This window comes from Synechocystis sp. PCC 6803 substr. PCC-P (genome assembly GCF_000284455.1).
GTDB lineage: Bacteria > Cyanobacteriota > Cyanobacteriia > Cyanobacteriales > Microcystaceae > Synechocystis.
In genome coordinates, this window is sequence record NC_017039.1 from 2,864,814 (window position 1) to 2,889,026 (window position 24,213).

22 protein-coding genes are annotated in these 24,213 nt (G+C 48.7%); 15 read left to right on the top strand and 7 right to left on the bottom strand.

The annotated features are described in order from the left end of the window. The first annotated feature begins 386 nt into the window (after positions 1 to 386). The 4 genes from coaD (at position 387) to SYNPCCP_RS13415 (ending at position 3,714) form a co-directional block, all read left to right on the top strand. A complete protein-coding gene (gene coaD / locus SYNPCCP_RS13400) occupies positions 387 to 866 on the top strand; it encodes a pantetheine-phosphate adenylyltransferase (protein WP_010873765.1) in 480 nt (159 codons plus the stop codon). 65 nt (positions 867 to 931) lie between these two features. Beyond that, positions 932 to 1,765: a DivIVA domain-containing protein gene (locus tag SYNPCCP_RS13405; protein ID WP_010873766.1), complete on the top strand. Its 834-nt coding sequence runs from the start codon at positions 932 to 934 to the stop codon at positions 1,763 to 1,765. 16 nt (positions 1,766 to 1,781) lie between these two features. Next, complete coding sequence (gene rsmG, locus SYNPCCP_RS13410) at positions 1,782 to 2,576, top strand: 16S rRNA (guanine(527)-N(7))-methyltransferase RsmG (RefSeq protein ID WP_010873767.1); 795 nt, start codon at positions 1,782 to 1,784, stop codon at positions 2,574 to 2,576. A 229-nt stretch (positions 2,577 to 2,805) separates the two neighbouring features. Then, positions 2,806 to 3,714, top strand: coding sequence for an Hpt domain-containing protein (locus SYNPCCP_RS13415; protein WP_014407145.1), 909 nt, complete (start codon positions 2,806 to 2,808; stop codon positions 3,712 to 3,714). Here SYNPCCP_RS13415 and sufR read toward each other — a convergent pair. Then, a complete protein-coding gene (gene sufR, locus SYNPCCP_RS13420; RefSeq protein WP_010873769.1) occupies positions 3,711 to 4,433 on the bottom strand; it encodes an iron-sulfur cluster biosynthesis transcriptional regulator SufR in 723 nt (240 codons plus the stop codon). The two genes, SYNPCCP_RS13415 and sufR, sit on opposite strands and share 4 nt — an antisense overlap. A gap of 255 nt (positions 4,434 to 4,688) precedes the next feature. On the opposite strand from sufR, the gene sufB reads away from it, so the two are divergent. The 4 genes from sufB to SYNPCCP_RS13440 all read left to right on the top strand — a co-directional run bounded on the left by sufB (position 4,689) and on the right by SYNPCCP_RS13440 (position 9,870). Continuing rightward, a complete protein-coding gene (gene sufB, locus SYNPCCP_RS13425; RefSeq protein ID WP_010873770.1) occupies positions 4,689 to 6,131 on the top strand; it encodes a Fe-S cluster assembly protein SufB in 1,443 nt (480 codons plus the stop codon). A 141-nt stretch (positions 6,132 to 6,272) separates the two neighbouring features. Beyond that, positions 6,273 to 7,043, top strand: a complete 771-nt coding sequence (gene sufC / locus SYNPCCP_RS13430) for a Fe-S cluster assembly ATPase SufC (RefSeq protein ID WP_010873771.1) — start codon at positions 6,273 to 6,275, stop codon at positions 7,041 to 7,043. Positions 7,044 to 7,178: 135 nt separating this feature from the next. After that, entirely contained in the window at positions 7,179 to 8,540 is a 1,362-nt protein-coding gene (sufD, locus tag SYNPCCP_RS13435) for a Fe-S cluster assembly protein SufD (protein WP_010873772.1), read from the top strand. Positions 8,541 to 8,607: 67 nt separating this feature from the next. Continuing rightward, on the top strand, positions 8,608 to 9,870 hold the full coding sequence (locus tag SYNPCCP_RS13440; protein WP_010873773.1) for a SufS family cysteine desulfurase: 1,263 nt from the start codon (positions 8,608 to 8,610) through the stop codon (positions 9,868 to 9,870). On the opposite strand, the gene SYNPCCP_RS13445 is transcribed toward SYNPCCP_RS13440, so the two are convergent. From SYNPCCP_RS13445 to gmhA, 4 genes are all read right to left on the bottom strand, one after another. Beyond that, a complete protein-coding gene (locus SYNPCCP_RS13445) occupies positions 9,860 to 11,050 on the bottom strand; it encodes a TRC40/GET3/ArsA family transport-energizing ATPase (protein WP_010873774.1) in 1,191 nt (396 codons plus the stop codon). The two genes, SYNPCCP_RS13440 and SYNPCCP_RS13445, sit on opposite strands and share 11 nt — an antisense overlap. Positions 11,051 to 11,092: 42 nt before the next feature. Continuing rightward, positions 11,093 to 12,304: a hypothetical protein gene (locus tag SYNPCCP_RS13450; RefSeq protein WP_010873775.1), complete on the bottom strand. Its 1,212-nt coding sequence runs from the start codon at positions 12,302 to 12,304 to the stop codon at positions 11,093 to 11,095. Then, complete coding sequence (locus tag SYNPCCP_RS13455; RefSeq protein WP_020862049.1) at positions 12,301 to 12,870, bottom strand: HAD-IIIA family hydrolase; 570 nt, start codon at positions 12,868 to 12,870, stop codon at positions 12,301 to 12,303. Before SYNPCCP_RS13455 ends, SYNPCCP_RS13450 begins: the two co-directional genes overlap by 4 nt. Before the next feature lie 109 nt (positions 12,871 to 12,979). After that, on the bottom strand, positions 12,980 to 13,564 hold the full coding sequence (gene gmhA, locus SYNPCCP_RS13460; protein WP_010873777.1) for a D-sedoheptulose 7-phosphate isomerase: 585 nt from the start codon (positions 13,562 to 13,564) through the stop codon (positions 12,980 to 12,982). Between the two features lie 216 nt (positions 13,565 to 13,780). Here gmhA and queD point away from each other — a divergent pair, with 216 nt between their 5' ends. Then, positions 13,781 to 14,170: a 6-carboxytetrahydropterin synthase QueD gene (queD, locus tag SYNPCCP_RS13465; RefSeq protein WP_010873778.1), complete on the top strand. Its 390-nt coding sequence runs from the start codon at positions 13,781 to 13,783 to the stop codon at positions 14,168 to 14,170. 222 nt (positions 14,171 to 14,392) lie between these two features. After that, a complete protein-coding gene (locus tag SYNPCCP_RS13470) occupies positions 14,393 to 16,834 on the top strand; it encodes a GspE/PulE family protein (RefSeq protein ID WP_010873779.1) in 2,442 nt (813 codons plus the stop codon). A gap of 100 nt (positions 16,835 to 16,934) precedes the next feature. On the opposite strand, the gene SYNPCCP_RS13475 is transcribed toward SYNPCCP_RS13470, so the two are convergent. After that, entirely contained in the window at positions 16,935 to 17,291 is a 357-nt protein-coding gene (locus SYNPCCP_RS13475; RefSeq protein ID WP_010873780.1) for a hypothetical protein, read from the bottom strand. Positions 17,292 to 17,371: 80 nt separating this feature from the next. On the opposite strand from SYNPCCP_RS13475, the gene rnhA reads away from it, so the two are divergent. From rnhA to SYNPCCP_RS13495, 4 genes are all read left to right on the top strand, one after another. Next, positions 17,372 to 17,854, top strand: coding sequence for a ribonuclease HI (gene rnhA / locus SYNPCCP_RS13480; protein ID WP_010873781.1), 483 nt, complete (start codon positions 17,372 to 17,374; stop codon positions 17,852 to 17,854). Between the two features lie 182 nt (positions 17,855 to 18,036). Continuing rightward, on the top strand, positions 18,037 to 18,825 hold the full coding sequence (locus SYNPCCP_RS13485) for a response regulator transcription factor (protein WP_010873782.1): 789 nt from the start codon (positions 18,037 to 18,039) through the stop codon (positions 18,823 to 18,825). 371 nt (positions 18,826 to 19,196) lie between these two features. Next, positions 19,197 to 20,528 carry a 30S ribosomal protein S12 methylthiotransferase RimO gene (gene rimO, locus SYNPCCP_RS13490; protein WP_010873783.1) on the top strand — a complete coding sequence of 444 codons (1,332 nt, stop codon included), beginning with the start codon at positions 19,197 to 19,199 and terminating at the stop codon, positions 20,526 to 20,528. A gap of 130 nt (positions 20,529 to 20,658) precedes the next feature. Then, a complete protein-coding gene (locus SYNPCCP_RS13495; RefSeq protein ID WP_010873784.1) occupies positions 20,659 to 22,137 on the top strand; it encodes a DEAD/DEAH box helicase in 1,479 nt (492 codons plus the stop codon). A 142-nt stretch (positions 22,138 to 22,279) separates the two neighbouring features. Here SYNPCCP_RS13495 and argC read toward each other — a convergent pair whose 3' ends face one another. After that, positions 22,280 to 23,335 (bottom strand): N-acetyl-gamma-glutamyl-phosphate reductase, encoded by a 1,056-nt coding sequence (gene argC / locus SYNPCCP_RS13500; protein ID WP_010873785.1) that lies wholly within the window; start codon positions 23,333 to 23,335, stop codon positions 22,280 to 22,282. Between the two features lie 245 nt (positions 23,336 to 23,580). On the opposite strand from argC, the gene hisH reads away from it, so the two are divergent. After that, positions 23,581 to 24,213 (top strand): imidazole glycerol phosphate synthase subunit HisH, encoded by a 633-nt coding sequence (gene hisH, locus SYNPCCP_RS13505; protein ID WP_010873786.1) that lies wholly within the window; start codon positions 23,581 to 23,583, stop codon positions 24,211 to 24,213.

Consider the following 24,213-nt stretch of genomic DNA (forward strand, 5'->3'; position numbering starts at 1 on the left):
ACCCGAAAGAACAAATTACTAGGAACAGCAAAATCGATCAAAATCCTGGCTTATCCCTTTGGCAACCATGGCTGCAAGGGCAAACCTTAAAATTTTGATGACTCTGACCGTCTATGTTTACCCTATCCTCTAAGCAATTAGACTTATGGGAAAGGAAGATAAAATTTAACCTATTGAATAAAGTAAATGTAAAAAATTTACTCAGCTAAATTGTCTCTATATCTTAACAAAATTGAGGCCAGAACTAGGGTCATGGTATTTCCCCTCGGTTGGGAAAGTTGCACCTTGGTCGGCTAGCCCCCACAATAAAGCCAATTTGCGGGGCTTCATTTCCCCGGTCTTGGTTCCGATAGTTTATACACCCGTAACTTGAAATTACCTCTTCTGTGATCGCCATTTATCCCGGTAGTTTTGACCCCATCACCCTCGGCCATTTGGACATTATTGAGCGGGGTAGTGGTTTGTTTGAACAAATCATTGTCGCTGTGCTCTGTAATCCCAGCAAGCAACCCCTATTTTCGGTGGAAAAGCGGCTGGAACAGATCCGCCACTGTACCCAACATCTGACCAATGTGACCGTGGATAGCTTTAACGGACTGACGGTGGACTACGCTAAGCAAAAACAGGCAACGGTATTACTACGGGGTCTGCGAGTCCTGTCGGACTTTGAGAAGGAACTACAAATGGCCCACACTAACCAAACTCTTTGGGACGGAGTGGAAACCGTATTTTTGGCCACCGCCAAGGAATATAGCTTTTTAAGTAGTAGTATTGTCAAAGAAATTGCCAAGTTCGGTGGTAGTGTGGATCATCTTGTTCCCCCCTCAATCTTGGCCGATATTTGCTCTTCCTATCCATCCCCCTAGATAAATTGCGTTAAAACTGTTTTAAATTTCGTTCTATTTGCCCCGTCAAGCGCCTAGATAACCCTATGACCCGCCGAGAGAGTGCCAATCCTGAAGTAACTGAGAATAGCGCCGTTGTGCCCGGCCAGACGGTGGATTTTGATATTCAACAACAACTAGCTGAGCTGCAAGAATTACTCTATGACAGCTTCCACATTCCCCTAACAGCCTGGAGTGTGGTGGATGAGGAAAAAATCCTGGACCAAATTGATGTCATTGCTGAATTTATTCCAGGGGCGGTTCATCGGGCGATCGCCATTTTGGAAAGGGAACAGCAAATTTTGCAGGGGGCGGAGTTAGAAGCCCAACGGATGATTGAAGTGGCCCACCAGGAGGCCCAGCGCATTAAGGATGAATCGGGCATTATCCAAAAGGCCCAATACGAAGCCGACCAATACAAAGCCCAAGTTCAACAGGATTGCGATGCCCTCCAGCGCCAGGTGCAACAGGAATGTGAAGCTTTGCAAAGGCAAACCCAACAGGAGTGCGACACCCTACGGCGACAGACCATGGGGGAACTAGAGCAAATCAAGCAAGTTACCCATCAGGAAATCCAACAGTTTCGTCAGCAAACTGTGCAGGAATGTGAAGCCCTACAAAAACAAACGGAACAGGAAGCCACCGAAATGCAGAGGGATGTGGATACCTATGCCGATCGCCTGTTGAGCCGCCTGGAAGGAGAATTAGGGCAAATGATGCGCAGTGTGAGCCAAAGCCGCCAGATCCTCTACGAAAATTCCGCTGAACATAACGCCACCATCACCAACCGTCCCCCCGTGGCCACCCCCAGCCCAGTGCTCCCGCCTTCCCCTGGCCCCAAACCCCCCAGAGGCGATCGCCCCCGCCGCCGTTCCCGTTAAGCTGAAGTAAGTTATTGTGTCATTGAATCTAGACAAAGATAATCGCGACCTATCGTCAAACCAGGGGCATTTAGGGGAATTTCGTCGGGGGTTAGAAAATTGGCCCCCAGGTTTGGTTTGGCAACCTGACGGGGAACAGATTGAGGCCATGGTCAAGCTCTACCAAGGAGTCCTGGTCGGTAATGCCCGCTTGAATTTGACCCGCATTACCGCTCCCCTGGATTTCCTAGAAAAACACCTTTGGGATTCCCTGGCGGGGGTTTTATTGTCGGACCATAGCCGTAATTGCCCCCAAGCTCGGGTGATCGACATTGGCACTGGGGGAGGATTCCCTGGATTGCCAGTGGCCTTGGTGTGGCCCCAGTGGTCTGTGGCCCTGTTGGATTCCACCCATAAAAAAATTAACTATCTAGAGGAATTGGGGCACCGTTTGGGCTTAGCTAATTTGGCCTATCTGGTGGCCAGGGCGGAAGCTGTGGGGAACCAGCCCCAGCATCGCTCCCAGTATGATTTGGCTTTAATTCGGGCCGTGGGAGAGGGGGTTGTCTGTGCGGAATATGCCCTACCTTTGGTGAAGGTGGGGGGCACGGTGGTGCTTTACCGGGGTCAATGGTCAGCGGCGGAAGCAGAACAATTGGAACGGGCCTGCGCTCTATTGGGGGGCAAAGTCAGTGCCACGGTGGCAGCCGTTACCCCCTGGAGTGGGGCCCAGCGACACTTTATCTATCTAACCAAGGAAAAACCTACTCCCAGTGATTTTCCCCGGGCGATCGGAGTACCCCGTTCCCATCCCTTGGGGGTGGAGAATTAACTTCGTTATCCCCGGAGATTTGTTGTCATAAATTGCTGACAGAAAATTTTTCTGAGGGAAAAGTGTCATTGAAGCTAAAATTTGCCGTATAAGATAATAAAGCATCCTACTCAGGCGGCCCGCTGCACCTTTTTTGGACTAGAGTTAACTTTTACTGCGTTCATTGTTATCTTTAGCTCGCTGGCGGTATATGCTAGGGGAGTGGCCATCCAAATTTGAGGGTACGACCTTGGATCAGCAAAAAATCCTCGGCTATTTTATCGAAGAAGCTCAGGAGCATTTGGAAACCCTGGAACGGGGCATCCTTGACTTGGGTAAGGTGGTGCAGGACTCGGAACAGGTCAACGAAATGTTTCGGGCGGCCCATTCCATTAAAGGGGGGGCGGCCATGTTGGGCTACACCAGCATCCAAAAAACGGCCCATCGTTTGGAAGATGCCTTCAAGGTGTTGAAGGAGCATCAATTGCCCGTGGATCAAAAATTGGAGTCCCTATTCCTCAACGGCTACGATGTCTTGCAGGATTTGGTGGAAAAATTGCAGAGTCCCGCTGGACTTCAGCCAGAAGAGGCAGATTCCATTGTGGATGGGGCAGCATATCAGTTTGAAGAGTTACAGAATTATCTGAATTATCTCCTCAACCAGGGCAGTGCCACGGCCACTTCTACCCAAACTATGGCGGCCAAGTCCACCAGTACAGGTACGTTCAATGAGAGTGATGTGCCGGAGGAAATTAAGGTCCTGCTACATAAAATGTTGCAGTTGTTTAAGCAGGAACCATCGGCCACTTCTCGGGAAAAACTTCAGGAATATTGCACTCGTCTGGGTCGCCTAGCCCCCAAGCAAGAAAATTGGCAGCATTTGCTCTCCCTCAGTAAACAGGCGATCGCCAATCCATTGCATTCCTACCGTACCTTGGCCCCGGTGGTGCTGAAGGATCTTAAACAGGGCTATGACTGTTTTGTGTTAGCCAAGCCTGGAAACATTCGGGTCAGCGATGGTCTTAAACAATTGGCCTCTAGCCAAGTGGCCCAGGTTCTCATTCCAGCAGACCCAGCGGCGGCAGCTAGCGTTCTCATGAAGGTATTCAACGACAGCCAACTGCGTCAATTGATTAAAAATCTTTCTGCCGCCCGTTAGTTCGGGGTTTTAGACTGGATCAAATAACCACAGGTGTGTTCCCCATCATTAAGCCAATGGGTTCTTTCGATGGCACAGTCCGGCAGAATAGCGGCAAACATTTCCAACTCATGGCCACAAACGGTGGGGTAGGATTCGGCCACATCGGCGATCGCACAGTGGTGCTCCGACAAAATAAATTTTTCCGCTTGCTCCACCGAAAGGGGATGAATTTCCGCCATATAACCTTCCTGCCGCCGTAGCTCCACCAGTTTATGTACCCTTTTGGATAAGGGGCCCTGGCCAATTTGTTGGCGATAGGCTTCCGCCTTCCGTTGCCATTGTTTTTTCAACACTGCCCCCAACTGTTCTTCCCCCACTGTTTCCACCAGGGAGTCGATGAACGAAAGGGCAAATTCACCGTAACGTTGGGGAAATTGTTCCCGCCCCTGTTTACTCAACTGATAGAGAAATTGGGGTCTGCCCATGCTCTGTCTTTCCTGTTGATGCTCAATTAGGCCATCATTTTCTAAATCCTTGAGGTGCTTACGCATGGCCTGGGGACTAATGCCCAACTCTTCAGCCATGGCGATCGCCGATCCTTGCCCCTCTTTGAGGAGATAGCAGAGGATATCTTCTTTGGTGGAGTGGGAAGAACTGAGGGTCATGGTCAACAACAGGAGAAGGAAATTTTGGAACCGATGCGTGGCAGTCCAGTAAACTGAAAGGACAACCCCCATGCTAAGCAGGATTACCTAAATTAATTGTCGGCTAATTATCAATTAGTTAACCCTAGTCCATGGCCAAGGGACTTCCCGTAGGAGCACCGACCTTGGCACTTTGACAACAATCGGGTTGCTAATCTATTCTAGAATAGATTAAAACAACTTACCTGTTGTTTTAGTTTCGCTCCTTGAGATTTATTTCGTCCCACTGCCAATCTACCTTGCCTTGGGCAGTTCCCTATCTGAATTCCCCGGAGAACACTGCATTCGATGAGTTCCACCACTGTTAAAAACCTGGTCAACCAACCCTACAAATATGGCTTTGTCACCAACATTGAAGCGGATGCTATCCCCCGTGGTCTGAGTGAAGACGTGGTGCGACTCATTTCTGCTAAGAAAAATGAACCCGAATTCATGTTGGATTTTCGCCTCCGGGCCTACCGGCATTGGCTGACCATGGCGGAACCCACTTGGCCGGCGGTGCATTATCCCCCCATTGATTACCAAGATATTATTTACTACTCCGCCCCTAAGCAAAGTAAGAAAAAACTAGAAAGCTTAGATGAAGTGGACCCAGCTTTGTTGGAAACCTTTGAAAAATTAGGGATTCCCCTATCGGAGCAAAAACGTTTAAGTAATGTGGCGGTAGATGCCATTTTTGACAGTGTTTCCATTGGCACAACTTTTAAGGAAAAGCTAGCGGAAGACGGGGTAATTTTCTGTTCTATTTCTGAAGCATTGCAGGAACATCCCGACCTGGTGCAAAAATATTTGGGCAGTGTGGTGCCCACCGCCGACAACTTCTTTGCCGCCTTAAACTCTGCTGTATTTAGTGACGGTTCCTTTGTTTTTATTCCCAAAGGGGTGAAGTGTCCCATGGAATTGTCCACCTATTTCCGCATTAATAATGGGGATACGGGGCAGTTTGAGCGGACATTAATTATTGCCGAAGAAGGGGCTTCCGTTAGCTATTTGGAAGGTTGTACTGCGCCCATGTATGACACCAATCAACTTCATGCGGCGGTGGTGGAATTGGTAGCTCTAGATAATGCTGACATTAAATATTCCACCGTACAAAACTGGTACGCTGGGGACGAAAATGGCAAGGGCGGAATTTACAACTTTGTGACTAAACGGGGTCTATGTAAAGGAGTTAATTCCAAAATTTCCTGGACCCAAGTAGAAACCGGTTCCGCCATTACCTGGAAATACCCCAGTTGTGTGCTAGTTGGGGATAATTCCGTCGGGGAATTCTACTCTATTGCTTTAACTAACAACAAACAGCAAGCTGATACGGGAACTAAAATGATTCACATCGGTAAAAATACCCGTAGTATCATTATTTCCAAAGGCATTTCCGCTGGTAATTCCGCCAACAGTTACCGGGGTTTGGTGAAAATGGGACCTAAAGCCCAGGGCGCTCGCAATTATTCCCAGTGTGATTCCATGCTCATTGGCGATCGGGCAGCGGCTAATACTTTTCCCTATATTCAAGTGGACAATAATACCGCCAAAGTAGAACATGAAGCTTCCACTTCCAAAATTGGCGAGGATCAACTCTTTTACTTTGCCCAACGGGGAATTTCTGAGGAAGATGCGGTGTCCATGCTAGTCAGCGGTTTCTGTAAGGATGTGCTAAACGAATTACCCATGGAATTTGCGGCGGAGGCTGATAAATTACTGAGTCTCAAACTAGAAGGTACTGTGGGTTAATAATTGTCGAAGGGGGGTAACTGCTAGGTTTAAGTTTGACCTATTTTTCTCCTGAATAATTAACTATTCTAGCCAGAGTAGAACCTAGATTTTTTCATTCTTCACCAAGCTATCTTTCATTAAGTTATTTCTGATACGTTTATGAGCCAGACTATTCTTTCCATTAAAAATCTCACTGCCTCTGTTGATGGAAATCAAATTCTCAAAGGAGTTAACCTAGAAATTAAAGCAGGGGAAGTCCACGCCATTATGGGACGCAACGGTTCTGGTAAAAGTACTCTTTCTAAAGTAATTACTGGGCATCCCGACTATGAAATTACTGGCGGTGAAATTATCTACCAGGGGCAAGATTTATCAGCTTTGGAACCCCATGAGCGGGCCTTAGCGGGAATTTTTCTTGCCTTCCAATATCCTTTGGAAATTCCTGGCGTAAGCAATTTAGATTTCCTCCGCATTGCCTATAATGCTAAACGCAAACATTTAGGTTTAGAAGAATTAGACACCTTTGATTTTGAAGATCTAATTCAAGAAAAGTTAGACGTGGTGAAAATGAATCCCGCTTTTCTAGAAAGGAGCTTAAATGAAGGATTTTCTGGAGGAGAAAAGAAGCGCAATGAAATTTTGCAAATGGCAATCCTAGAGCCAACTTTATCCATCCTTGATGAAATTGATTCGGGGTTGGATATTGATGCCCTCCGCATTGTCTCTGAGGGGGTCAATTTTCTTAAAAATCCTGACAATGCCACCTTGGTTATTACCCACTACCAACGCTTGTTAAATTACATTATTCCTGACCATATCCATGTGATGTATGACGGTAAAATTGTCATGAGTGGAGGCAAGGAGTTAGCCCTGGAATTGGAAGAGAAGGGGTACGATTTCCTCGATGAACAGGTTTTGGCTCCCATTTAAACTTCTGTTTCAGCTTGGTTGCGTTATTTTCCATTCTGCTAGGCAAGTTGGCCGATCGCCAGGCATTATTGAGACAATTTGAGCTACTGCACTAACTAAACTAATCCACTTTGCCCATCTCCAAGGATACTGCCCATGACCGCCGCGATTTTAGCCGATGCCCTGACTCAAAAAGTTCACCAAACAGAGATAGACAAAGAACTGCAAGCCCTTAAGGAGCAAGCCATGGTCTCCGGGACGGAGGACTCCATTTTGGTGAATAAACGACAGGGAGCAGCCGATTTGTTGGGTAGTTTGCGGTTGCCCCATAAGCGGGATGAGGAATGGCAATTTACGGATTTAAGCGAGCTAAAAGCAATTGATTTTGTGGCCGCTGGTAAAGTTAGTCTGGATGTGGCGGCGGCGGAAAATTTCTACTTACCGGAAGCCCATCAAAGTCGCCTGGTATTTATCAATGGCTTTTTTACTCCAGAGTTGTCGAATACTAATGATTTACCCAGCGCCATTACTTGTCAATCCTGGACTAATCTTGCCGCCCATCAAAGGGAGCAGTTAGCCAACTATTTGGGGCAAAAAACGGACGGTAACGAAGTTTTTAGTAACCTTAATACTGCCGGGATGACAGATAGTGCGGTAGTCTGGATTCCCGCCAATACTGAACTGAAAAGTCCCATCCACTTACTGTTTTTAACGGTGGTTGATCCAACCCCTATCATGGTGCAACCCCGTTTGTTAGTGGTAGTAGAAAATAACGCCCAAGTAACCATCGCCGAGTCCTACGGAGCGATCAGCACCAATTGCACGGATCGCCCGCAGCAACAGCCCTACTTTAACAACATCGTCAGCGAAATTTATTTAGGGGAAAATGCCCAGGTTACCCATATCCGTAACCAACGGGACTCCGGTGATAGCTTCCACATTGCCACCACGGCGATCGCCCAGGGGAAACAAAGTCGTTACCGATTAATTGATGTTAACTTAGGCGCAAAATTATCCCGTCATAATTTGCAAATGACACAGCAGGAAGAAGCCACGAAAACTGAATTTTTGGCCTTAACTATCCTGGCGGGACGGCAGGTGAGCGACACCCACAGTACCATAGCTTTAAACCATCCCCATGGGGCAACCAATCAACTCCATAAATGTATTGTGGATGAATATGCCCAGGCAGTTTTTAGCGGTAAGGTTTTAGTACCCCAGGCGGCCCAATTGACCAACGCCCAACAGTTAAACCGTAATTTGGTGTTATCTTCCAAAGCCCGTATTAATACAAAACCTGAGCTACAAATCACCGCTGATAATGTTAAATGTTCCCACGGAGCTACCATTAGCCAGTTGGAGGCGGACGAGGTCTTTTATCTCCGTAGTCGGGGCCTAAATGATTATGATGCTCGCCATTTATTGATTGATGCCTTTGCTGGGGAAATTCTGGATCAAATTCCCTTAGCCTCTTTGCAAGGACGTTTGCGGCAATGTGTTTCCTGTCGGACTATTTAGTCAGTCAGCAAACTCGGTATTTTAGTTGATTTTTTAGTTAGCCTTAGTATTCTTTGATTTTTAAGCCATGGTTGCTCTCCAAATTCCCAGCCTTGCCGCCACTGTCCGCCAAGATTTTCCCATCTTAAATCAAGAAATTAATGGCCATCCCCTGGTGTATTTGGACAATGCCGCCACCTCCCAAAAACCCCGGGCTGTGCTGGAAAAATTGATGCATTACTATGAAAACGATAATGCTAATGTTCACCGGGGAGCCCATCAACTAAGTGTGCGGGCTACTGATGCCTACGAAGCAGTTCGGAATAAAGTGGCAAAATTTATTAATGCCCGATCGCCAAGGGAGATTGTTTACACTCGTAACGCCACGGAAGCGATTAATTTGGTGGCCTATAGCTGGGGGATGAATAATCTCAAAGCAGGGGATGAAATCATTACCACCGTGATGGAACATCACAGCAATTTAGTGCCTTGGCAAATGGTGGCGGCCAAAACCGGGGCTGTACTAAAATTTGTCCAATTAGACGAGCAAGAAAGCTTTGATTTAGAACATTTTAAAACTCTACTTTCTGAAAAGACTAAGTTGGTCACTGTTGTTCACATTTCTAACACCTTGGGCTGCGTTAACCCGGCGGAAGAAATTGCCCAATTAGCCCACCAAGCTGGGGCTAAAGTGTTAGTTGACGCCTGCCAAAGTGCGCCTCATTACCCTCTGGACGTACAACTAATTGATTGTGATTGGTTAGTGGCCAGTGGTCACAAAATGTGCGCTCCCACGGGCATTGGGTTCCTTTACGGCAAAGAAGAAATCTTAGAAGCCATGCCTCCCTTTTTTGGCGGCGGCGAAATGATTGCTGAAGTCTTTTTTGATCATTTCACCACTGGAGAGTTGCCCCACAAATTTGAAGCGGGGACCCCGGCCATTGCCGAGGCGATCGCCTTAGGAGCGGCAGTGGATTATTTAACCGACTTAGGGATGGAAAATATTCATAACTATGAAGTGGAATTAACCCATTACCTCTGGCAAGGCTTGGGGCAAATTCCCCAACTGCGACTTTACGGCCCCAATCCCAAACACGGCGATCGGGCCGCTTTAGCGTCCTTTAACGTGGCGGGACTCCACGCCAGCGACGTGGCCACCATGGTGGATCAAGACGGTATCGCCATCCGTTCCGGGCACCATTGCACCCAACCGTTGCACCGATTGTTTGACGCTTCCGGCAGTGCTAGGGCCAGTCTGTATTTCTACAACACCAAAGAAGAAATTGACCTATTTTTACAATCTTTGCAAGCAACCATTCGCTTCTTTAGTGATGACGACTTTACCGTTTAACTGCCTCAGCAAACCTAATTTTGAGGTAATCATCCTCCATTTTTGCTCCAGCGGGACTTAGGGCCGCCAAAGCCTGGGGCAGAACCAAGTTGCGGCGATGGTTACCGATACGAACATTTAACTCATCGCCAGTTTTATTTAGTTGAATTTGCTCTTTGGGAATACCTGGTAAATAAAGTTCTAAACTGTAATCATTGTTGCTGCCCTGAACAATGTTAATGGTGTTTTCCTTGTAGTAAACCTGGGAAGGATCTTCATCTTTGTACAAAGTGTCCTTCAGTCTTTCCAAAGCTGCTAAGCCACACATTTCTTCCGAGAATAGGGGCGCTTCCTTCACCGGCAGAGGATGGAAATTGTCATAAATTTCTTGTTTATAGACCTGTTGGTTACTTTTCCACCGTTGGAAGAAGGGATCATCAATGGTTTCGGGCAAAATCCGGTTAGCAATGACTAAATCCGTGGATACATTGTACAAACTTAGGTAGGCATGGGCCCGCAATGATTCCTTCAACACCATCTTTTCTGGGTTGGTCACCAAACGTACGGAAGTCTGCGTGTTATCTGTTAACACTTTTTCCAGGGCTTCAATTTGCTCATAAAATTCGTAGGGAGCATCCATCACTTCCTTGTCGGGCAAAGAAAAACCGGCGATCGGTCTAAATAGGGGTTCCACCAATGGTCTGAGGGCCACGGACATCCCCTGTAAAGGCTTATAAAAACGTCGCATATACCACCCCCCCACTTCCGGCAAACTGAGCAGACGTAGGGCAGTACCTGTGGGAGCAGAATCGATAATCAGTACATCATAATCAGCTTCGTCATAGTGGCGTTTCATCCGCACCAGACCAAAAATTTCATCCATGCCAGGGAGAATGGCCAGTTCCTCCGCCTGTACTCCATCTAGCCCCCGGGCCTGTAATACCTGGGTAATGTAACGCTTAACTGCGCCCCAGTTGCCTTCCAACTCCATCAAAGCATCCAATTCTGCTCCCCAAAGATTCTCCTTCACCAGGCGAGGCTCATGGCCCAACTCCAGATCAAAACTGTCAGCGAGGGAATGGGCAGGGTCGGTACTCAGAACTAGGGTCTTATGGCCTAATTCCGCACAACGGAGACCGGTGGCCGCCGCAACGGAGGTTTTACCAACCCCCCCTTTACCTGTCATCAGAATTACGCGCATGGATGGATCTGCCTAGAAAGATGAAAAATTGGAGACGGAATGTTACATATTGTTAACTTCCATGTTTCCATTATGCCGGGAAAGCCAGATTTCTTGCAGGGTTTTGGCATAACTTTCTAGGCTGTGGTGCCGACGGTAAGCTTGGGCCATGGCTGCTAATTGCTGATGGATGCTTGAATCGGCCAACTTTTGGTCAATTTCTGCCCATACTAGGGATTGGGCTTGCCAATCCACTACTAAACTGTCGAGGTCGTACTGGTTTAATTCCCTGGCCATCCAGGTGCCCGGAGATACTAACGGTATTCTTTCTGCGATGATGGCTTCGGTGAAAATGCCGGAAGTCCTTTCTGCATAAGCTTCTGGATCGTAGGGTAAGAGAATAATTTGGGCTTTATTTAACCAACCGGCGTATTCTTCCCTAGTCAGGCGATCGCCAATTAAATGAACTTCAATTCCTTCACTGTCACTTTTTAATCCGGAAGCCGCCGCCGCAATTAGTTGGAGCCTAGGTGAATTAGGCCGGGGCAATGAAACCAAATGACGCATCACCGACCAACCTTTTTCTTCCCGAGGGGCACCGGGCCACCAGCAAAGAATGGGATCAGCTTCTGTAAATAAAGGTACAACTTCAGCAAAATCCGTGTGGGGAATGGGCATCACGGTGAATGGTTGGCCAAAATAATCCTGGAGCGATCGCCCGAGGGGTTCACTATCGGTTAAAAATTGGCATTGGGGTGGGGGTAATAATTTCCGTAAGCGTTGGTGGAGCCAATGGTAAATAGAACGGGTTTGGTCTAGATGCACGTCCCGACGGTAGAGGATCCAAAAATGCAATCGGCTTCGGGCTTCGGGAGATAATTGCCGTAGTCCCCACCAGATAGCAAACAGTTGGAGATGGATGAACCGTTCTAAAAATAGAATAACTGGTCTACTTTCCCCATTGGTTAACAAAGATTGCAATTGTTGAGCTAAAACATCACTACATTGCATGGCTTGGGGAAGACGGGTTATTTTTGCCACCATGCTCCCCTCCGCTTCCAAATCCTCCGGCAGAAGAATTCGATGGAGGCGATCGCCAATTTCTTCTAAATTTGGATCCGCATCCTGGGGCACCCAAGCTTGATACTGCCACCCCAAATACTCTACCGATCGCCGTACCGCCCCGTGGTAAGGCACAATATGGCCTTTCCCTCCCATCAGATGGGGTATGAGAGAAATAAATAGGGGTTGATCCCGAGAATGGTCAGAGTTCATTTGCTTGAAAGGGAAGCCAGCAGACTAACAGTTTCCCCCAGATTGGCAAAGACGGGAATTGGCCCAGCTAATTGCAACCTAAACTTATCCAACTGTTGGCAAGTTTCCTCACCCCGCCCTGTCATTAGCACCACTGGCTGACAACCGGCCGCAATGGCTGCTCCCACGTCACTGGGGGCATCGCCAATAAAGTAGGATTCCTGGAGAGAAATTTGGTACTGCTCCGCCGCCCGCAACAACATTTCGGGGGAAGGTTTACGGCAATCACAACCGTCCTCTGGATGGTGGGGGCAAAGGAAAAAATCGGTGAACTTTACTCCCTCTTTGCCGTACTCTTGTCGGATTTTGGTATGGACCGCCGCCACGTCACCGTGGTCAAAATAACCCCGGCCAATGCCCGCCTGATTGGTGATCACAATTAATAAATATCCTGCTTTTTGCCACTGGGTTAAAGCTTCCCCGGCACCGGCCGGTAACTGCACTTGCTCCGGTTTACCAAGGTAGGGAATATAGTCAATGATGACGCCGTCACGGTCGAGGAACAGGGCTTTGCGGAGGGCACTCAAGGTTATCGGTGTGAATATTTATTTGGCTAGATTAAAAATGGCTTTAGTATCCTACAGGACGGGGACGCAGTCCTACCCCCCATCGAACTAAATTTGATCACCCTTTCAACTAGACTTTGATTCCCACAGACTTTTGGGCGAAGAGACGGGATTCCACCTGTTCACAGATGTGATGGTAGGTCATCAAATGCACTTCTTGGATGCAGGGAGTGTTTTTGTCGGCGACGAAGAGGGGATAGTCAGCAAATTCCTGGAACAAACCACCGTTATTACCAGCCATGCCGATGGTGTGTAAACCCTTATCCTTGGCACATTTCAGCGCATGGAGCACATTGGTGGATTTACCCGAAGTGGACAAACCCCAAAGAATATCCCCCGGTTGGCCCAAAGCTTCCACTTGACGGGAAAAAACAATATCGTAGGTGTAATCGTTGCTGACAGACGTGAGGATGGAACTGTTGGCGGTCAAGGCGATCGCCGGTAGGGCTTGGCGGTTGAAATGGAAACGGCCGACAAATTCAGCGGCCAGGTGTTGGGCATCGGCGGCGGATCCCCCGTTACCGCAGATGAGCAATTTATTACCCGCCTGGAATCTTTGGCAAATCAGATCTACCACGGCCTCAATGGCTCCGCAATAGGATTGATCGAAAGCCTTGGCAAGGGACTGTAAACGCTGTTCAACCCATTCAGACATAGTAAATCCTCATTTTCAAAGCCTGAAGCAGCCAAAAAATCTAGCTTCGACTTTTAGGGACTCCCATTGCCATAAAAAAGTGGCAGGGGCCAAAATATAGTTCCTAATCTTAATCGAGGGAGGCAAAAATTGGCTAATGTTAAAGGGGTCAGCGTTTGGTCACTGGGGACGATTTTCCCTCATCCTAGGGTGAGTAGACAGTGATTTGAGATTTTTATGTGGATTATTTATAAGGAGTTTTCCTTTGAGGCGGCCCATCAATTGCCCCACCACGAAGGGAAATGTCGACGCTTACATGGCCATAGTTTTCGGGGCCGGGTTTACGTGGCCAGCGATCGCCTGAAAACCACTGGTTCAGAAACGGGCATGGTGATGGACTTTAGTGTGCTCAAAGCCCATTTGGACCCCTTGGTGAAAAATCACCTCGACCATTATTACCTCAACGACAGTCTTGGTTTGGAAAGCCCCACCAGTGAGGCGATCGCCGCTTGGATCTTTGCCAAATTAGAAGAAGCTGGGGTACCGGGGTTACATTCCGTGGAAGTCTTGGAAACCTGTACCTCCGCCGCCCGTTACTTTTCCCCCCGTTTGTCCCCATTGCTGTGATTTTCGTAATCCCTGGGATTAGGGGATTTAACCGAACAAATTGACCCCAGTCGGCCAACCATTGCTTAAACTAGGGGAAAGTACTAAGTTTAGTAGGAAAAATTGTCAGCCTTGGGTATTTAGCGCAATTTTGATAGGATTTTGCTCCCTTGAGGCATTCTGAAATTAGCACTACTCATCACTGTTGTTGTTTGCTGAACTGTTATCTCGGTCGCCCCTGCCATGGTCTTTTCCTCCGATTCCCCCGAATTTAGCCTCTCCCCTTTTGAACAAGCCCTCATTGAAGCGGGTTATCTTTCCCTTTCCCAAATTCATCAGGCTTTAATGGAGGCGCGTCGCACCGGCATTGCTCTGCCGACTTTGGTGGAAACAATATTGGGGGAATCTTTGCCCGATGAACTACATCGCCAGTACCAAGCTCAGCAACGGTTTGCCCTTTCGGTGATCCATGGGGTGAAGTTTTTTGACCAACATCAGTTAACGACCCTGGCCAACACCGAGGCGATCGCCAGTTTACTGAACCGTTACTTTCCTTTGCCCATCTGCCGTCAGTATGGTTTTTTACCCCTCCATTACCGGGAAAATCCGGGGGCTTTGTTAGTGGTGATGGTGGACCCCAGCGACCCGGAAGCAAGTCAATTTTTACAACGACAACTAGCGCCCCATCGGCTTACCCTGCGGCGGCGGGGGGTGACCAAGGATGATTTTGATAATTTAATCGATCAGCTTTACCACGATCCGGAAGTGCAGGCCGCCCTGAACGCCCACCGCCAAACTGAGATTAGTGAAGATCCCTACGATGGCAAAGCAACGGTGGTGGAAGTAACGGAAATTATTGAGGATTTACCGCAACAAATCGCAGCTCTGCAGAATACTCCCCCGGTTGCTCCCCCGCCGGTCAGTGCCATAGCCGAAAATACAAATGATTCTAATCCAGAGGCCAAATCCGAAGGGCCAGAAGTTAAATTAGCTAATAAAATTCTCATCCTTGGGTTGCGGGAAGGGGCCAGCGAAATTCACATTGACCCCCAGGATAATCGGGTGCTGGTGCAGATTCGTCAGGGTGGTAATCTCCGGATGTTGCTTGAACCCCTGCCTAGGGAGTTAGGCCCCAAATTGGTCGCCAGGGTGAAAACCATGGCCCATTTGGACACCAGCCAGACCAACATCCCCCAAAAGGCCCGCATCCGCAAAAGTTATAATGGCCAGTCAGTATTTTTCTACGTCAATATTCTGCCCAGTTTTTACGGTGAAAAAATACTGGTACGGGTGGTTCCTCACCTAGAAAAATTACCTGATTTTGCCCAACTTTGTGGCGATCGCCAGAGCCAGGAAAGTTTACAAAGATTAGCCCAGGAATCCCAAGGTTTAGTGGTGGTAATTGGGGCGGCCTATGGCGGCAAAACCACTACCATGGAAGCTTTTTTGGGACAGCAGTTGGACCAGAATCGCTCCGTTGCCTTGGTGTCCGATCCCCTTGTCCATGTTTATGAAAACATTAATCAGCTAGAAGTAAACCCCCAAAAGGACTTTACCAGCGAAAAGGCAGTGCAGTCCCTCCAGGATCAATGGCCCGCAGTGATGGCAGTGGATCCCTTGGAGGATCAGGAAACAGCCCAAATTTTGACCCAAGTCCTCAACCAAGGCCATTTAGTTTTCACCTCTGTCATTGCCAAAGATGTGCCCTCGGCGATCGCCCAACTGCAGCAATGGTTTGAACCAGCGGTATTGGGGCAACACCTGAAGGGCATTGTTTCCCAGCGGCCAGTGCGACGGGTCTGTCCAGCCTGTCGTTTGAGGGGGGAAGTGACACCGGAAGAGCAACAACGTTTTGGTCTGCCTCCGGGAACTATTTATCGGGCTAACAGTTTGAGTATGGAGTTGATGGCCCAACCCATGATCAAAAGTCGTCTCTGTCGTCAGTGCCATGGCCTTGGTTACTCTGGCATGACGGGGATATTTGAGGTCGTGGCCATTACTCCTGAGCTCCAACAGTTAGTCAGTAGCCCCTGTTCCCACGCAGAAATTATCAATGGTTTAAGTCAAGCTGGCATTGCTAGTCCCGCTCGCCAGGCGATCACCCTAGTGAGTCAGGGAGTCACCACCCTCGAAGAAGTGACCAGACTTTTTCCCCAATTGCCCCGGCAACTATCGCCCCGATCGTCCCCCCCTGAAGCTATTAGTGCACAATCATCACCAATGACTCCCCCCGCAACTCAAACCATCCCAGGGGAAACTATGTTCTCCGATGACCAATGGTGGCAACGTCTGCAACAACTGGAAAAATCTGTGCAGGAGCTTAACCGTGCCCTGGCGGATTTGAAAAAAATGGCTGGCGATCGCCCTTCTGCTCACCGTACCCGGGCTGGCGATCATCATTCCCCATCGGCTGCTGGCCCCAACTTAGACCTCATGGCAGAATTGCAGGCCCTGGAGGATTTATCTGCCCACAAAAGGCCCAAGGCTAGGGACAGACATGAACAAGCCGTAACCGTTATGGAAGGTTTTGATCAAATTGAAGAATTATTAATTGACGATCAATTGGGCCAACCTGCCGCTGCCCCCTTCAATGCCGGGGAGGAAACCTTTATTGCAGAAGAAGAAGCTAACGTCCCGGAGGGGAAAAAATTTAATCCGTTTAAATCTGTGATTGACCCCTGGTAACCCAAAAACCATTGCTTTGTTCGGCTCATAGAACACAGAACAGCCAAGACTAGATAAACCCGGTGAAGCAGAAATCCCAAGCCCTTGAACGAGGGAACTCTCAATTCTTAGTGGATGGCAAAGGCTGGAAAAAAATTCTGCCCATCCACAGCAAACACACCAGGAAATAACCGGTGGTGATCAGACCATTTAGGTACATTAGTCTAAATGCGGCCAATTCCCCCGCGCCCTGGCCAGTCCCCCAGAGTAATAGGTACAGGCAGAGCCAACCTAGGGTTAATTGCAATGACCGACGACTTAAACGGCGACGTTGACGGTGATGCTGATTGTCGCCCCAGTTAGGTTGGTCTGGTTGGCGTAACTGCCAGAGGGACGGTAATATGCCCACTACGGGAAGCAGGTATAAACAAAGTTGTAGGCGCATTAGTTTCGTGTCGGCAAAACGCTCTTCGTTCACTCTGATTTTCCATCCTGCTTATGATCCCAGCTTGACCAGCGCTGATTTTCCCATTAACCCTAACCTTGCTGAATTTGTCCATGGCCTCTACCCCCAATTCCGTAACTCTCTACACCGATGGTGCCTGCTCCATGAATCCTGGCCCTGGTGGCTATGGCGCAGTGATTCTCTACGGTGATGGTCGTCGGGAGGAATTGTCCGCCGGTTATAAAATGACCACCAATAATCGCATGGAAATTATGGGGGCGATCGCCGCCTTGAGTCATTTACAAGAACCGTCCCAAGTGTTGCTCTATACCGATTCCCGCTATATGGTCGATGCCATGAGCAAGGGTTGGGCCAAGAAATGGAAAGCCAACGGATGGCAAAGGAATGCCAAGGAAAAGGCCAAAAACCCCGACCTGTGGGAAACGATGTTAACGCTGTGCGAAAAACATCAAGTTACATTCCAGTGGGTCAAAGCCCACGCTGGCAATAAGGAAAATGAGCGGTGCGATCGCCTAGCGGTGGCCGCCTATCAAAATAATCCCAACTTAGTAGATGAAGGCTTCGGCAAATTCTAGGGGGCAAAACTTAACCAATTTCCATTTCCTATCTAGGCTTTGCCAATTCAACGATTTTCCCTCAATAGCAAACGGGGGAATTTTTTTCGTGCCCAATTTCCAGCCCTAGCGGAGATTAGCTTTTTTCACCATGTCATTATTTTGCCAAAAAGTTTGCTGTTAACATCAATGTTCTGTGTTATATGTTGGTTAAATACCATCTAGTAGGTTTCCCAATGGCAACGCTAGAAGCCCCCCCCCATAGTCTGCAACACCAGGAAATTCCCCCCAGCCATCGTATTTTGGTCGTTGAAGACGAGGTTTCCATTCGTGAAACCATTGTCCTATCACTGCAGGAAGAAGGTTATGAAGTTTATGCGGTGGACGATGGACGTGATGCCTTAGCTCTGTTGCAAGAATTTAGCGAAGACCCCGGTCAGGCCGCCGTAGACCTGATCATTCTGGACATCATGCTTCCCCAGGTAAACGGCTTAGATGTATGTCGTAGTTTGCGCTTTGGTGGCGATAATACCCCGATTTTAATTGTCAGTGCCAAAGGCAGTGAAATGGAAAAAGTAACTGGCTTGGAAGTGGGGGCCGATGACTACATCACTAAGCCCTTTAGCCTGAAGGAATTGGTGGCCCGTTGCCGCGCCATGATCCGTCGCCAGGGCTTGGCTGGTAATAACATTGCCCCATTCCGCAAATTTAGGGATTTGGTGCTTTATCCCCAGGAGTGTCGGGTGTTAATGCGGGGAGAAGAAGTGAGTTTGGCCCCGAAGGAATTTCGCCTATTGGAATTGTTCATGAGCTATCCCCGTCGAGTCTGGTCTAGGGAACAGTTAATTGAACATATTTGGGGCATTGATTTTATGGGAGACAGCAAAACGGTGGATGTCCATATCCGCTGGCTACGGGAAAAGCTGGAACAGGACCCCAGTCAGCCGGAATATTTAGTCACAGTGCGGGGCTTTGGCTATCGTTTTGGTTAGAAAATTATTATTTATTTAAACTTTTTTGCTCAGAACCTCCTCCATTTCCTCAATGGGACTAATGGGGGAATTTTTCGCCATATTTCTATCTATTGCTGGATTAAGGCGACTTTTCTGTGGGCATTTTCAACGTCAGAGTAGGAGAATATTGGGAGTAATGTCAGGAAATGTATAACATTACACCAAACGACCTCAGGTTTTCTGGTGTAAATCTGTTACAATGTCTTTACAAATAAAAAGGGTCTGACCACCGTTCCCCATCCGCAGGCTGTATTTACAGAATTTGCTGATCATTGCCTGGTTTAGTCCCTACCCTACATCCCTTGGACTCGAACTCAGTCAATAGTCAGTTAATCCCTAGTAATTAATTTATGGGCCAAACGCCAACGATCGCCATCAACCATTTGGGTTGCGAAAAAAACCGCATTGATTCTGAACATATGTTAGGCCTGCTGGTGGAAGCGGGTTACCAAGTCGATGCCAATGAAGAATTAGCAGATTACGTCATTGTTAATACCTGTAGTTTTATCCAGGATGCTCGCCAGGAGTCGGTGAGAACCTTAGTAGAACTAGCGGAAGCAAAGAAGAAAATCGTTATTTCCGGTTGCCTGGCCCAGCATTTCCAGGAGCAACTTTTAGAAGAAATTCCCGAAGCGGTGGCCGTGGTGGGCACCGGGGATTACCAAAATATTGTTGATATTATTCGACGCACGGAACAGGGTCAGCGAGTTAAAGCCATTTCCCCCAATCCCAGTTTCATAGCCGACGAAAATTTGCCACGTTATCGCACCACCAACGAGGCGATCGCCTATCTGCGGGTGGCGGAAGGCTGTGATTATCGCTGTGCTTTTTGCATCATCCCTCAACTACGGGGCAAACAACGGTCTCGCCCGATTGAATCTATTGTGGCGGAAGCCGAACAACTGGCTAGCCAAGGGGTAAAGGAATTAATTCTCATCTCCCAAATCACCACCAATTATGGATTGGATCTGTATGGGGAGCCGAAACTGGCAGAACTATTACAGGCCCTGGGTAAAGTCGATATTCCTTGGATTCGTATTCACTACGCCTATCCCACCGGATTGACCCCCAAAGTAATTGAGGCAATTCGGGATACTCCCAACGTCCTCCCCTATTTGGATTTACCCCTGCAACATTCCCATCCCGACATTCTCAGAGCCATGAATCGCCCCTGGCAGGGCCAAGTCAACGACGACATCATCACTAGACTAAAAACTGCCCTTCCCGACGCTGTGCTACGTACCACCTTCATTGTTGGTTTTCCTGGGGAAACCGAGGAACATTTTGGGCATTTGCTAGACTTTGTCCAACGCCATCAATTTGACCATGTGGGAGTGTTTACTTTTTCCCCAGAGGAAGGCACCGCCGCCTTTGATCTGCCCAATGCTGTGCCCGAAGAAGTAATGGGCGATCGCCGGGATCGGTTAATGGCTCTGCAACAGCCCATTTCCGCCCAGAAAAATGCCGCTTGTTTGGGGCAGACCCTGGATGTGCTGATCGAGCAGGAAAATCCCAGCACTGGGGAATTCATCGGCCGATCAACCCGCTTTGCTCCAGAGGTGGACGGATTAGTCTATGTCAAGGGCAATGCCAATTTGAATGAAATCGTCCCGGTCGTGATCACTGCCACCGACGATTATGACCTGTACGGTATGACCGCCGAGGAGGCTAAGGTTTTTTAGCTATTGAACTAAGGGGATGGACTGGCTGTGTTATTGACGGTTGGTTCCCAGCCATTCCCGCAAACTTTTTAATCCTTAATTATTTGCCCACTAAACCGTCTTTTGTTATCCGAAATTATTTAACTTTTCCATGACTAATACTTTGACTAGTACCTTCGCTGACCTTGGTCTTTCTGAAAAACGTTGTCAACTCTTGGCCGACATTGGCTTTGAGGCTCCCACCCAAATTCAAACTGAAGCCATTCCCCTGCTTTTGAGCGGCCGGGACATGCTGGCCCAATCCCAAACCGGCACGGGGAAAACCGCCGCCTTTGCCCTACCTTTGATGGACCGCATTGACCCAGAGGGGGACTTGCAAGCCTTAATTTTGACCCCCACCCGGGAATTGGCCCAGCAGGTGGCGGAAGCAATGAAGGACTTTTCCCACGAGCGCCGTCTATTTATTTTGAATGTGTACGGTGGTCAATCCATCGAGCGGCAAATTCGCAGCCTAGAACGGGGTGTGCAAATTGTGGTGGGCACCCCTGGACGGGTGATTGACCTAATTGACCGCAAAAAACTTAAATTAGAAACCATCCAATGGGTGGTGCTGGATGAAGCGGACGAAATGCTGAGCATGGGCTTCATTGACGATGTGAAAACCATTCTGCGTAAAACTCCCCCCACCAGGCAGACCGCTTGTTTTTCTGCCACCATGCCCCGGGAAATCAAAGAATTGGTCAACCAATTTTTAAATGATCCCGCCCTGGTGACCGTTAAACAGACCCAATCCACCCCCACCCGCATTGAGCAGCAGCTTTATCACGTGCCCCGCGGTTGGTCTAAGGCTAAAGCGCTACAACCGATTCTGGAAATGGAAGATCCCGAATCCGCCATTATTTTTGTTCGTACTAAACAAACCGCCGCAGACCTCACCAGTCGTTTGCAAGAAGCGGGCCATAGCGTGGATGAGTACCACGGCAACCTGAGCCAATCCCAACGGGAGCGTTTGGTGCACCGTTTCCGGGATGGCAAAATTAAGCTGGTGGTGGCCACGGACATCGCCGCCCGGGGTTTAGATGTGAATAACCTCAGCCATGTGGTCAACTTTGATTTACCCGATAACGCTGAAACCTACATTCACCGCATTGGCCGCACCGGTCGGGCTGGTAAGACTGGTAAGGCGATCGCCTTGGTGGAACCCATTGACCGTCGTTTACTGCGATCCATCGAAAACCGTCTGAAACAACAAATTGAAGTTTGTACCATTCCTAACCGTTCGCAGGTGGAAGCCAAGCGGATTGAAAAACTGCAGGAACAACTCAAGGAAGCCCTGACCGGTGAGCGGATGGCCTCCTTCCTTCCTTTAGTGCGGGAATTGAGCGATGAGTACGATGCCCAGGCGATCGCCGCTGCTGCTTTACAGATGATCTATGACCAGAGCTGTCCCCATTGGATGAAATCCGATTGGGAAGTGCCGGAAGTTGATTTCAACAAGCCCGTTCTCCGTCGTGGCCGCAATGCTGGCGGTGGCCAGAACAAAAGTGGGGGTGGTTACCAAGGTAAACCGGGCAAACCCCGTCGCTCCAGCGGTGGCCGTCGTCCTGCCTATAGTGATCGCCAACAGTAAACATTGATTCAGATAGCCTGTTTGAAAAAATAAAGCCGGGTTAATGACTCGGAAAAAAATAACTCCTCCAGAACTAAGACCCTGGGGGAGTTTTACTTTGATGGCAATTGGCTCAGATTGGGATGTTTTTCCAACCGAATAACTAGGGATAAAAAGCCAGTTGGGGCAAGCCTAAGGATTCTTCCCAACCCATCATGAGGTTTAAGCATTGCACTGCCTGCCCTGCCTGGCCTTTGACCAGATTATCAATGGCGGAAAGGACAATTACCCGCCCAGTGCGGGGGTCCACTTCGATGCCAATGTAGCAAAGATTCGTCCCCCAAGCCCATTTCGTTTGGGGGTAAACCCCGTGGGGCAGAATTTTCACAAAGGGGGAAGCCCGGTAAAAAGCACTGTAAATGGTGATCAGATCATCCCGCACCAAACCCGGATCCCGCAGGGTGGCATAAACGGTGGCTAGGATACCGCGCACCATGGGGATCAAGTGAGGCGTGAACTGTACCCTTAGCTCCGTACCGGCCAAATCACTGGCAATCTGTTCAATTTCAGGGGTATGGCGGTGTTTAGCTACTCCGTAGGCCCCCAAAGATCCTTCTGCTTCTGCTAGGAGCATGTTAACTTTTGCCTCTCTACCTCCCCCGGAAGTACCGGACTTAGCGTCAATAATGGCAGTTTCGGGCACAATGAAACCCTGTTTCAGCAACGGGGAAAGGGCTAGTAAACTGGCGGTGGGATAACAGCCGGGGCAACCAATTAGTTGGGCATCCCTAATAGCATCCCGGTACAATTCCGGCAGGCCGTAAACAGCTTGGTTATTGGTGGCTTGGTCCTGACGATCCTTTTTGTACCATTCCGTGTAGGTGTTAAGATTGCGGAAACGATAGTCCGCCGACAGATCTAAAACTTTACAACCTTTGGCCAATAATGCCGGGGCCATGTCACAGGCTAAACCATTGGGCAGACCAAGGAACACCGCATCACAACGGCTGGCGATCGCCTCTAGGTCAATGGGTTCGATGGTGAGGTTTACCCGGTGGGTTAAATGGGGATAAAGATCACTGTAGGGCTTGCCTGCACTGCTGTGCCCCGCTAGGTAGGTCAATTCCACCTGGGGATGTTCCAACAATAAACGTACTAGCTGAATGCCGCCATAGCCCGACGCGCCAATGATACCGACTCTAGCTTTTTCATTCCCCATGGTTCTCAAATCTCAAATAATGCCAACAGATTAGTGAAATTGGTGTGTTGGCTGAATTCTAATATCAAAATTGCCCAATGGCGAACTTGATCCCCGGTTTAGCAAAGATTTTTTCCGGGATCCTTCTGCCCAGAGATATTGCTAGTCCGTCCTGGGGAGCGGTCAACTTTGCGTACAATGGCTAGACGGGGGTTAGGTCCGATCATCAATGGTCTAACTCTGTCCTACTTTGCGTCTTTTTTCCCATGGGTTACATCGCCGTCGTTGATTATGATATGGGCAATCTCCACTCCGTCTGTAAGGGTTTGGAGAAAGTGGGAGGCAATCCCCTGGTAACGGACCAGGCCCACGTTATCGACGGTGCTACGGCTATTGTCCTGCCGGGGGTAGGTTCCTTTGATCCAGCGGTGCAGCATTTGCGGGCCAGGGGTTTGGAAGAGGTGCTCAAAACGGCGATCGCCAAGGGAATTCCTTTTTTGGGCATTTGTTTAGGTTCCCAACTGCTATTTGACAGTTCTGAAGAAGGCCAGGAAACGGGGCTGGGCATTATTCCCGGACAAGTGAAACATTTCCGTTCCGAGCCGGGACTGACCATTCCCCACATGGGCTGGAATGGATTGCAGTTTAACCAACCGGATTTATGTCTCTGGCAAGATTTACCCCCGGAACCCCAAGTTTACTTCGTCCACTCCTACTACATGGCTCCCCTTGATCCCCAGGTAATTGCCGCTAGTACCACCCACGGCAGTCAAACCATCGCAGCGGCGATCGCCAAGGATAATGTGATGGCGGTGCAATTCCACCCGGAAAAATCCTCCACCCTGGGGCTAAAAATTTTGGCTAACTTTGTCAAAAAAGTTGCTTTGAGCGATATTTAA

Coding starts and splice junctions, on each gene's coding strand:
- SYNPCCP_RS13405 (WP_010873766.1), top strand. CDS start 932: ATGACCCGCCGAGAGAGTGCCAATCCTGAAGTAACTGAGAATAGCGCC.
- sufR (WP_010873769.1), bottom strand. CDS start 4,433: ATGGGGGTTGTCCTTTCAGTTTACTGGACTGCCACGCATCGGTTCCAA.
- sufB (WP_010873770.1), top strand. CDS start 4,689: ATGAGTTCCACCACTGTTAAAAACCTGGTCAACCAACCCTACAAATAT.
- sufC (WP_010873771.1), top strand. CDS start 6,273: ATGAGCCAGACTATTCTTTCCATTAAAAATCTCACTGCCTCTGTTGAT.
- sufD (WP_010873772.1), top strand. CDS start 7,179: ATGACCGCCGCGATTTTAGCCGATGCCCTGACTCAAAAAGTTCACCAA.
- SYNPCCP_RS13440 (WP_010873773.1), top strand. CDS start 8,608: ATGGTTGCTCTCCAAATTCCCAGCCTTGCCGCCACTGTCCGCCAAGAT.
- SYNPCCP_RS13445 (WP_010873774.1), bottom strand. CDS start 11,050: ATGCGCGTAATTCTGATGACAGGTAAAGGGGGGGTTGGTAAAACCTCC.
- SYNPCCP_RS13450 (WP_010873775.1), bottom strand. CDS start 12,304: ATGAACTCTGACCATTCTCGGGATCAACCCCTATTTATTTCTCTCATA.
- gmhA (WP_010873777.1), bottom strand. CDS start 13,564: ATGTCTGAATGGGTTGAACAGCGTTTACAGTCCCTTGCCAAGGCTTTC.
- queD (WP_010873778.1), top strand. CDS start 13,781: ATGTGGATTATTTATAAGGAGTTTTCCTTTGAGGCGGCCCATCAATTG.
- SYNPCCP_RS13470 (WP_010873779.1), top strand. CDS start 14,393: ATGGTCTTTTCCTCCGATTCCCCCGAATTTAGCCTCTCCCCTTTTGAA.
- rnhA (WP_010873781.1), top strand. CDS start 17,372: ATGGCCTCTACCCCCAATTCCGTAACTCTCTACACCGATGGTGCCTGC.
- SYNPCCP_RS13485 (WP_010873782.1), top strand. CDS start 18,037: ATGTTGGTTAAATACCATCTAGTAGGTTTCCCAATGGCAACGCTAGAA.
- rimO (WP_010873783.1), top strand. CDS start 19,197: ATGGGCCAAACGCCAACGATCGCCATCAACCATTTGGGTTGCGAAAAA.
- SYNPCCP_RS13495 (WP_010873784.1), top strand. CDS start 20,659: ATGACTAATACTTTGACTAGTACCTTCGCTGACCTTGGTCTTTCTGAA.
- argC (WP_010873785.1), bottom strand. CDS start 23,335: ATGGGGAATGAAAAAGCTAGAGTCGGTATCATTGGCGCGTCGGGCTAT.
- hisH (WP_010873786.1), top strand. CDS start 23,581: ATGGGTTACATCGCCGTCGTTGATTATGATATGGGCAATCTCCACTCC.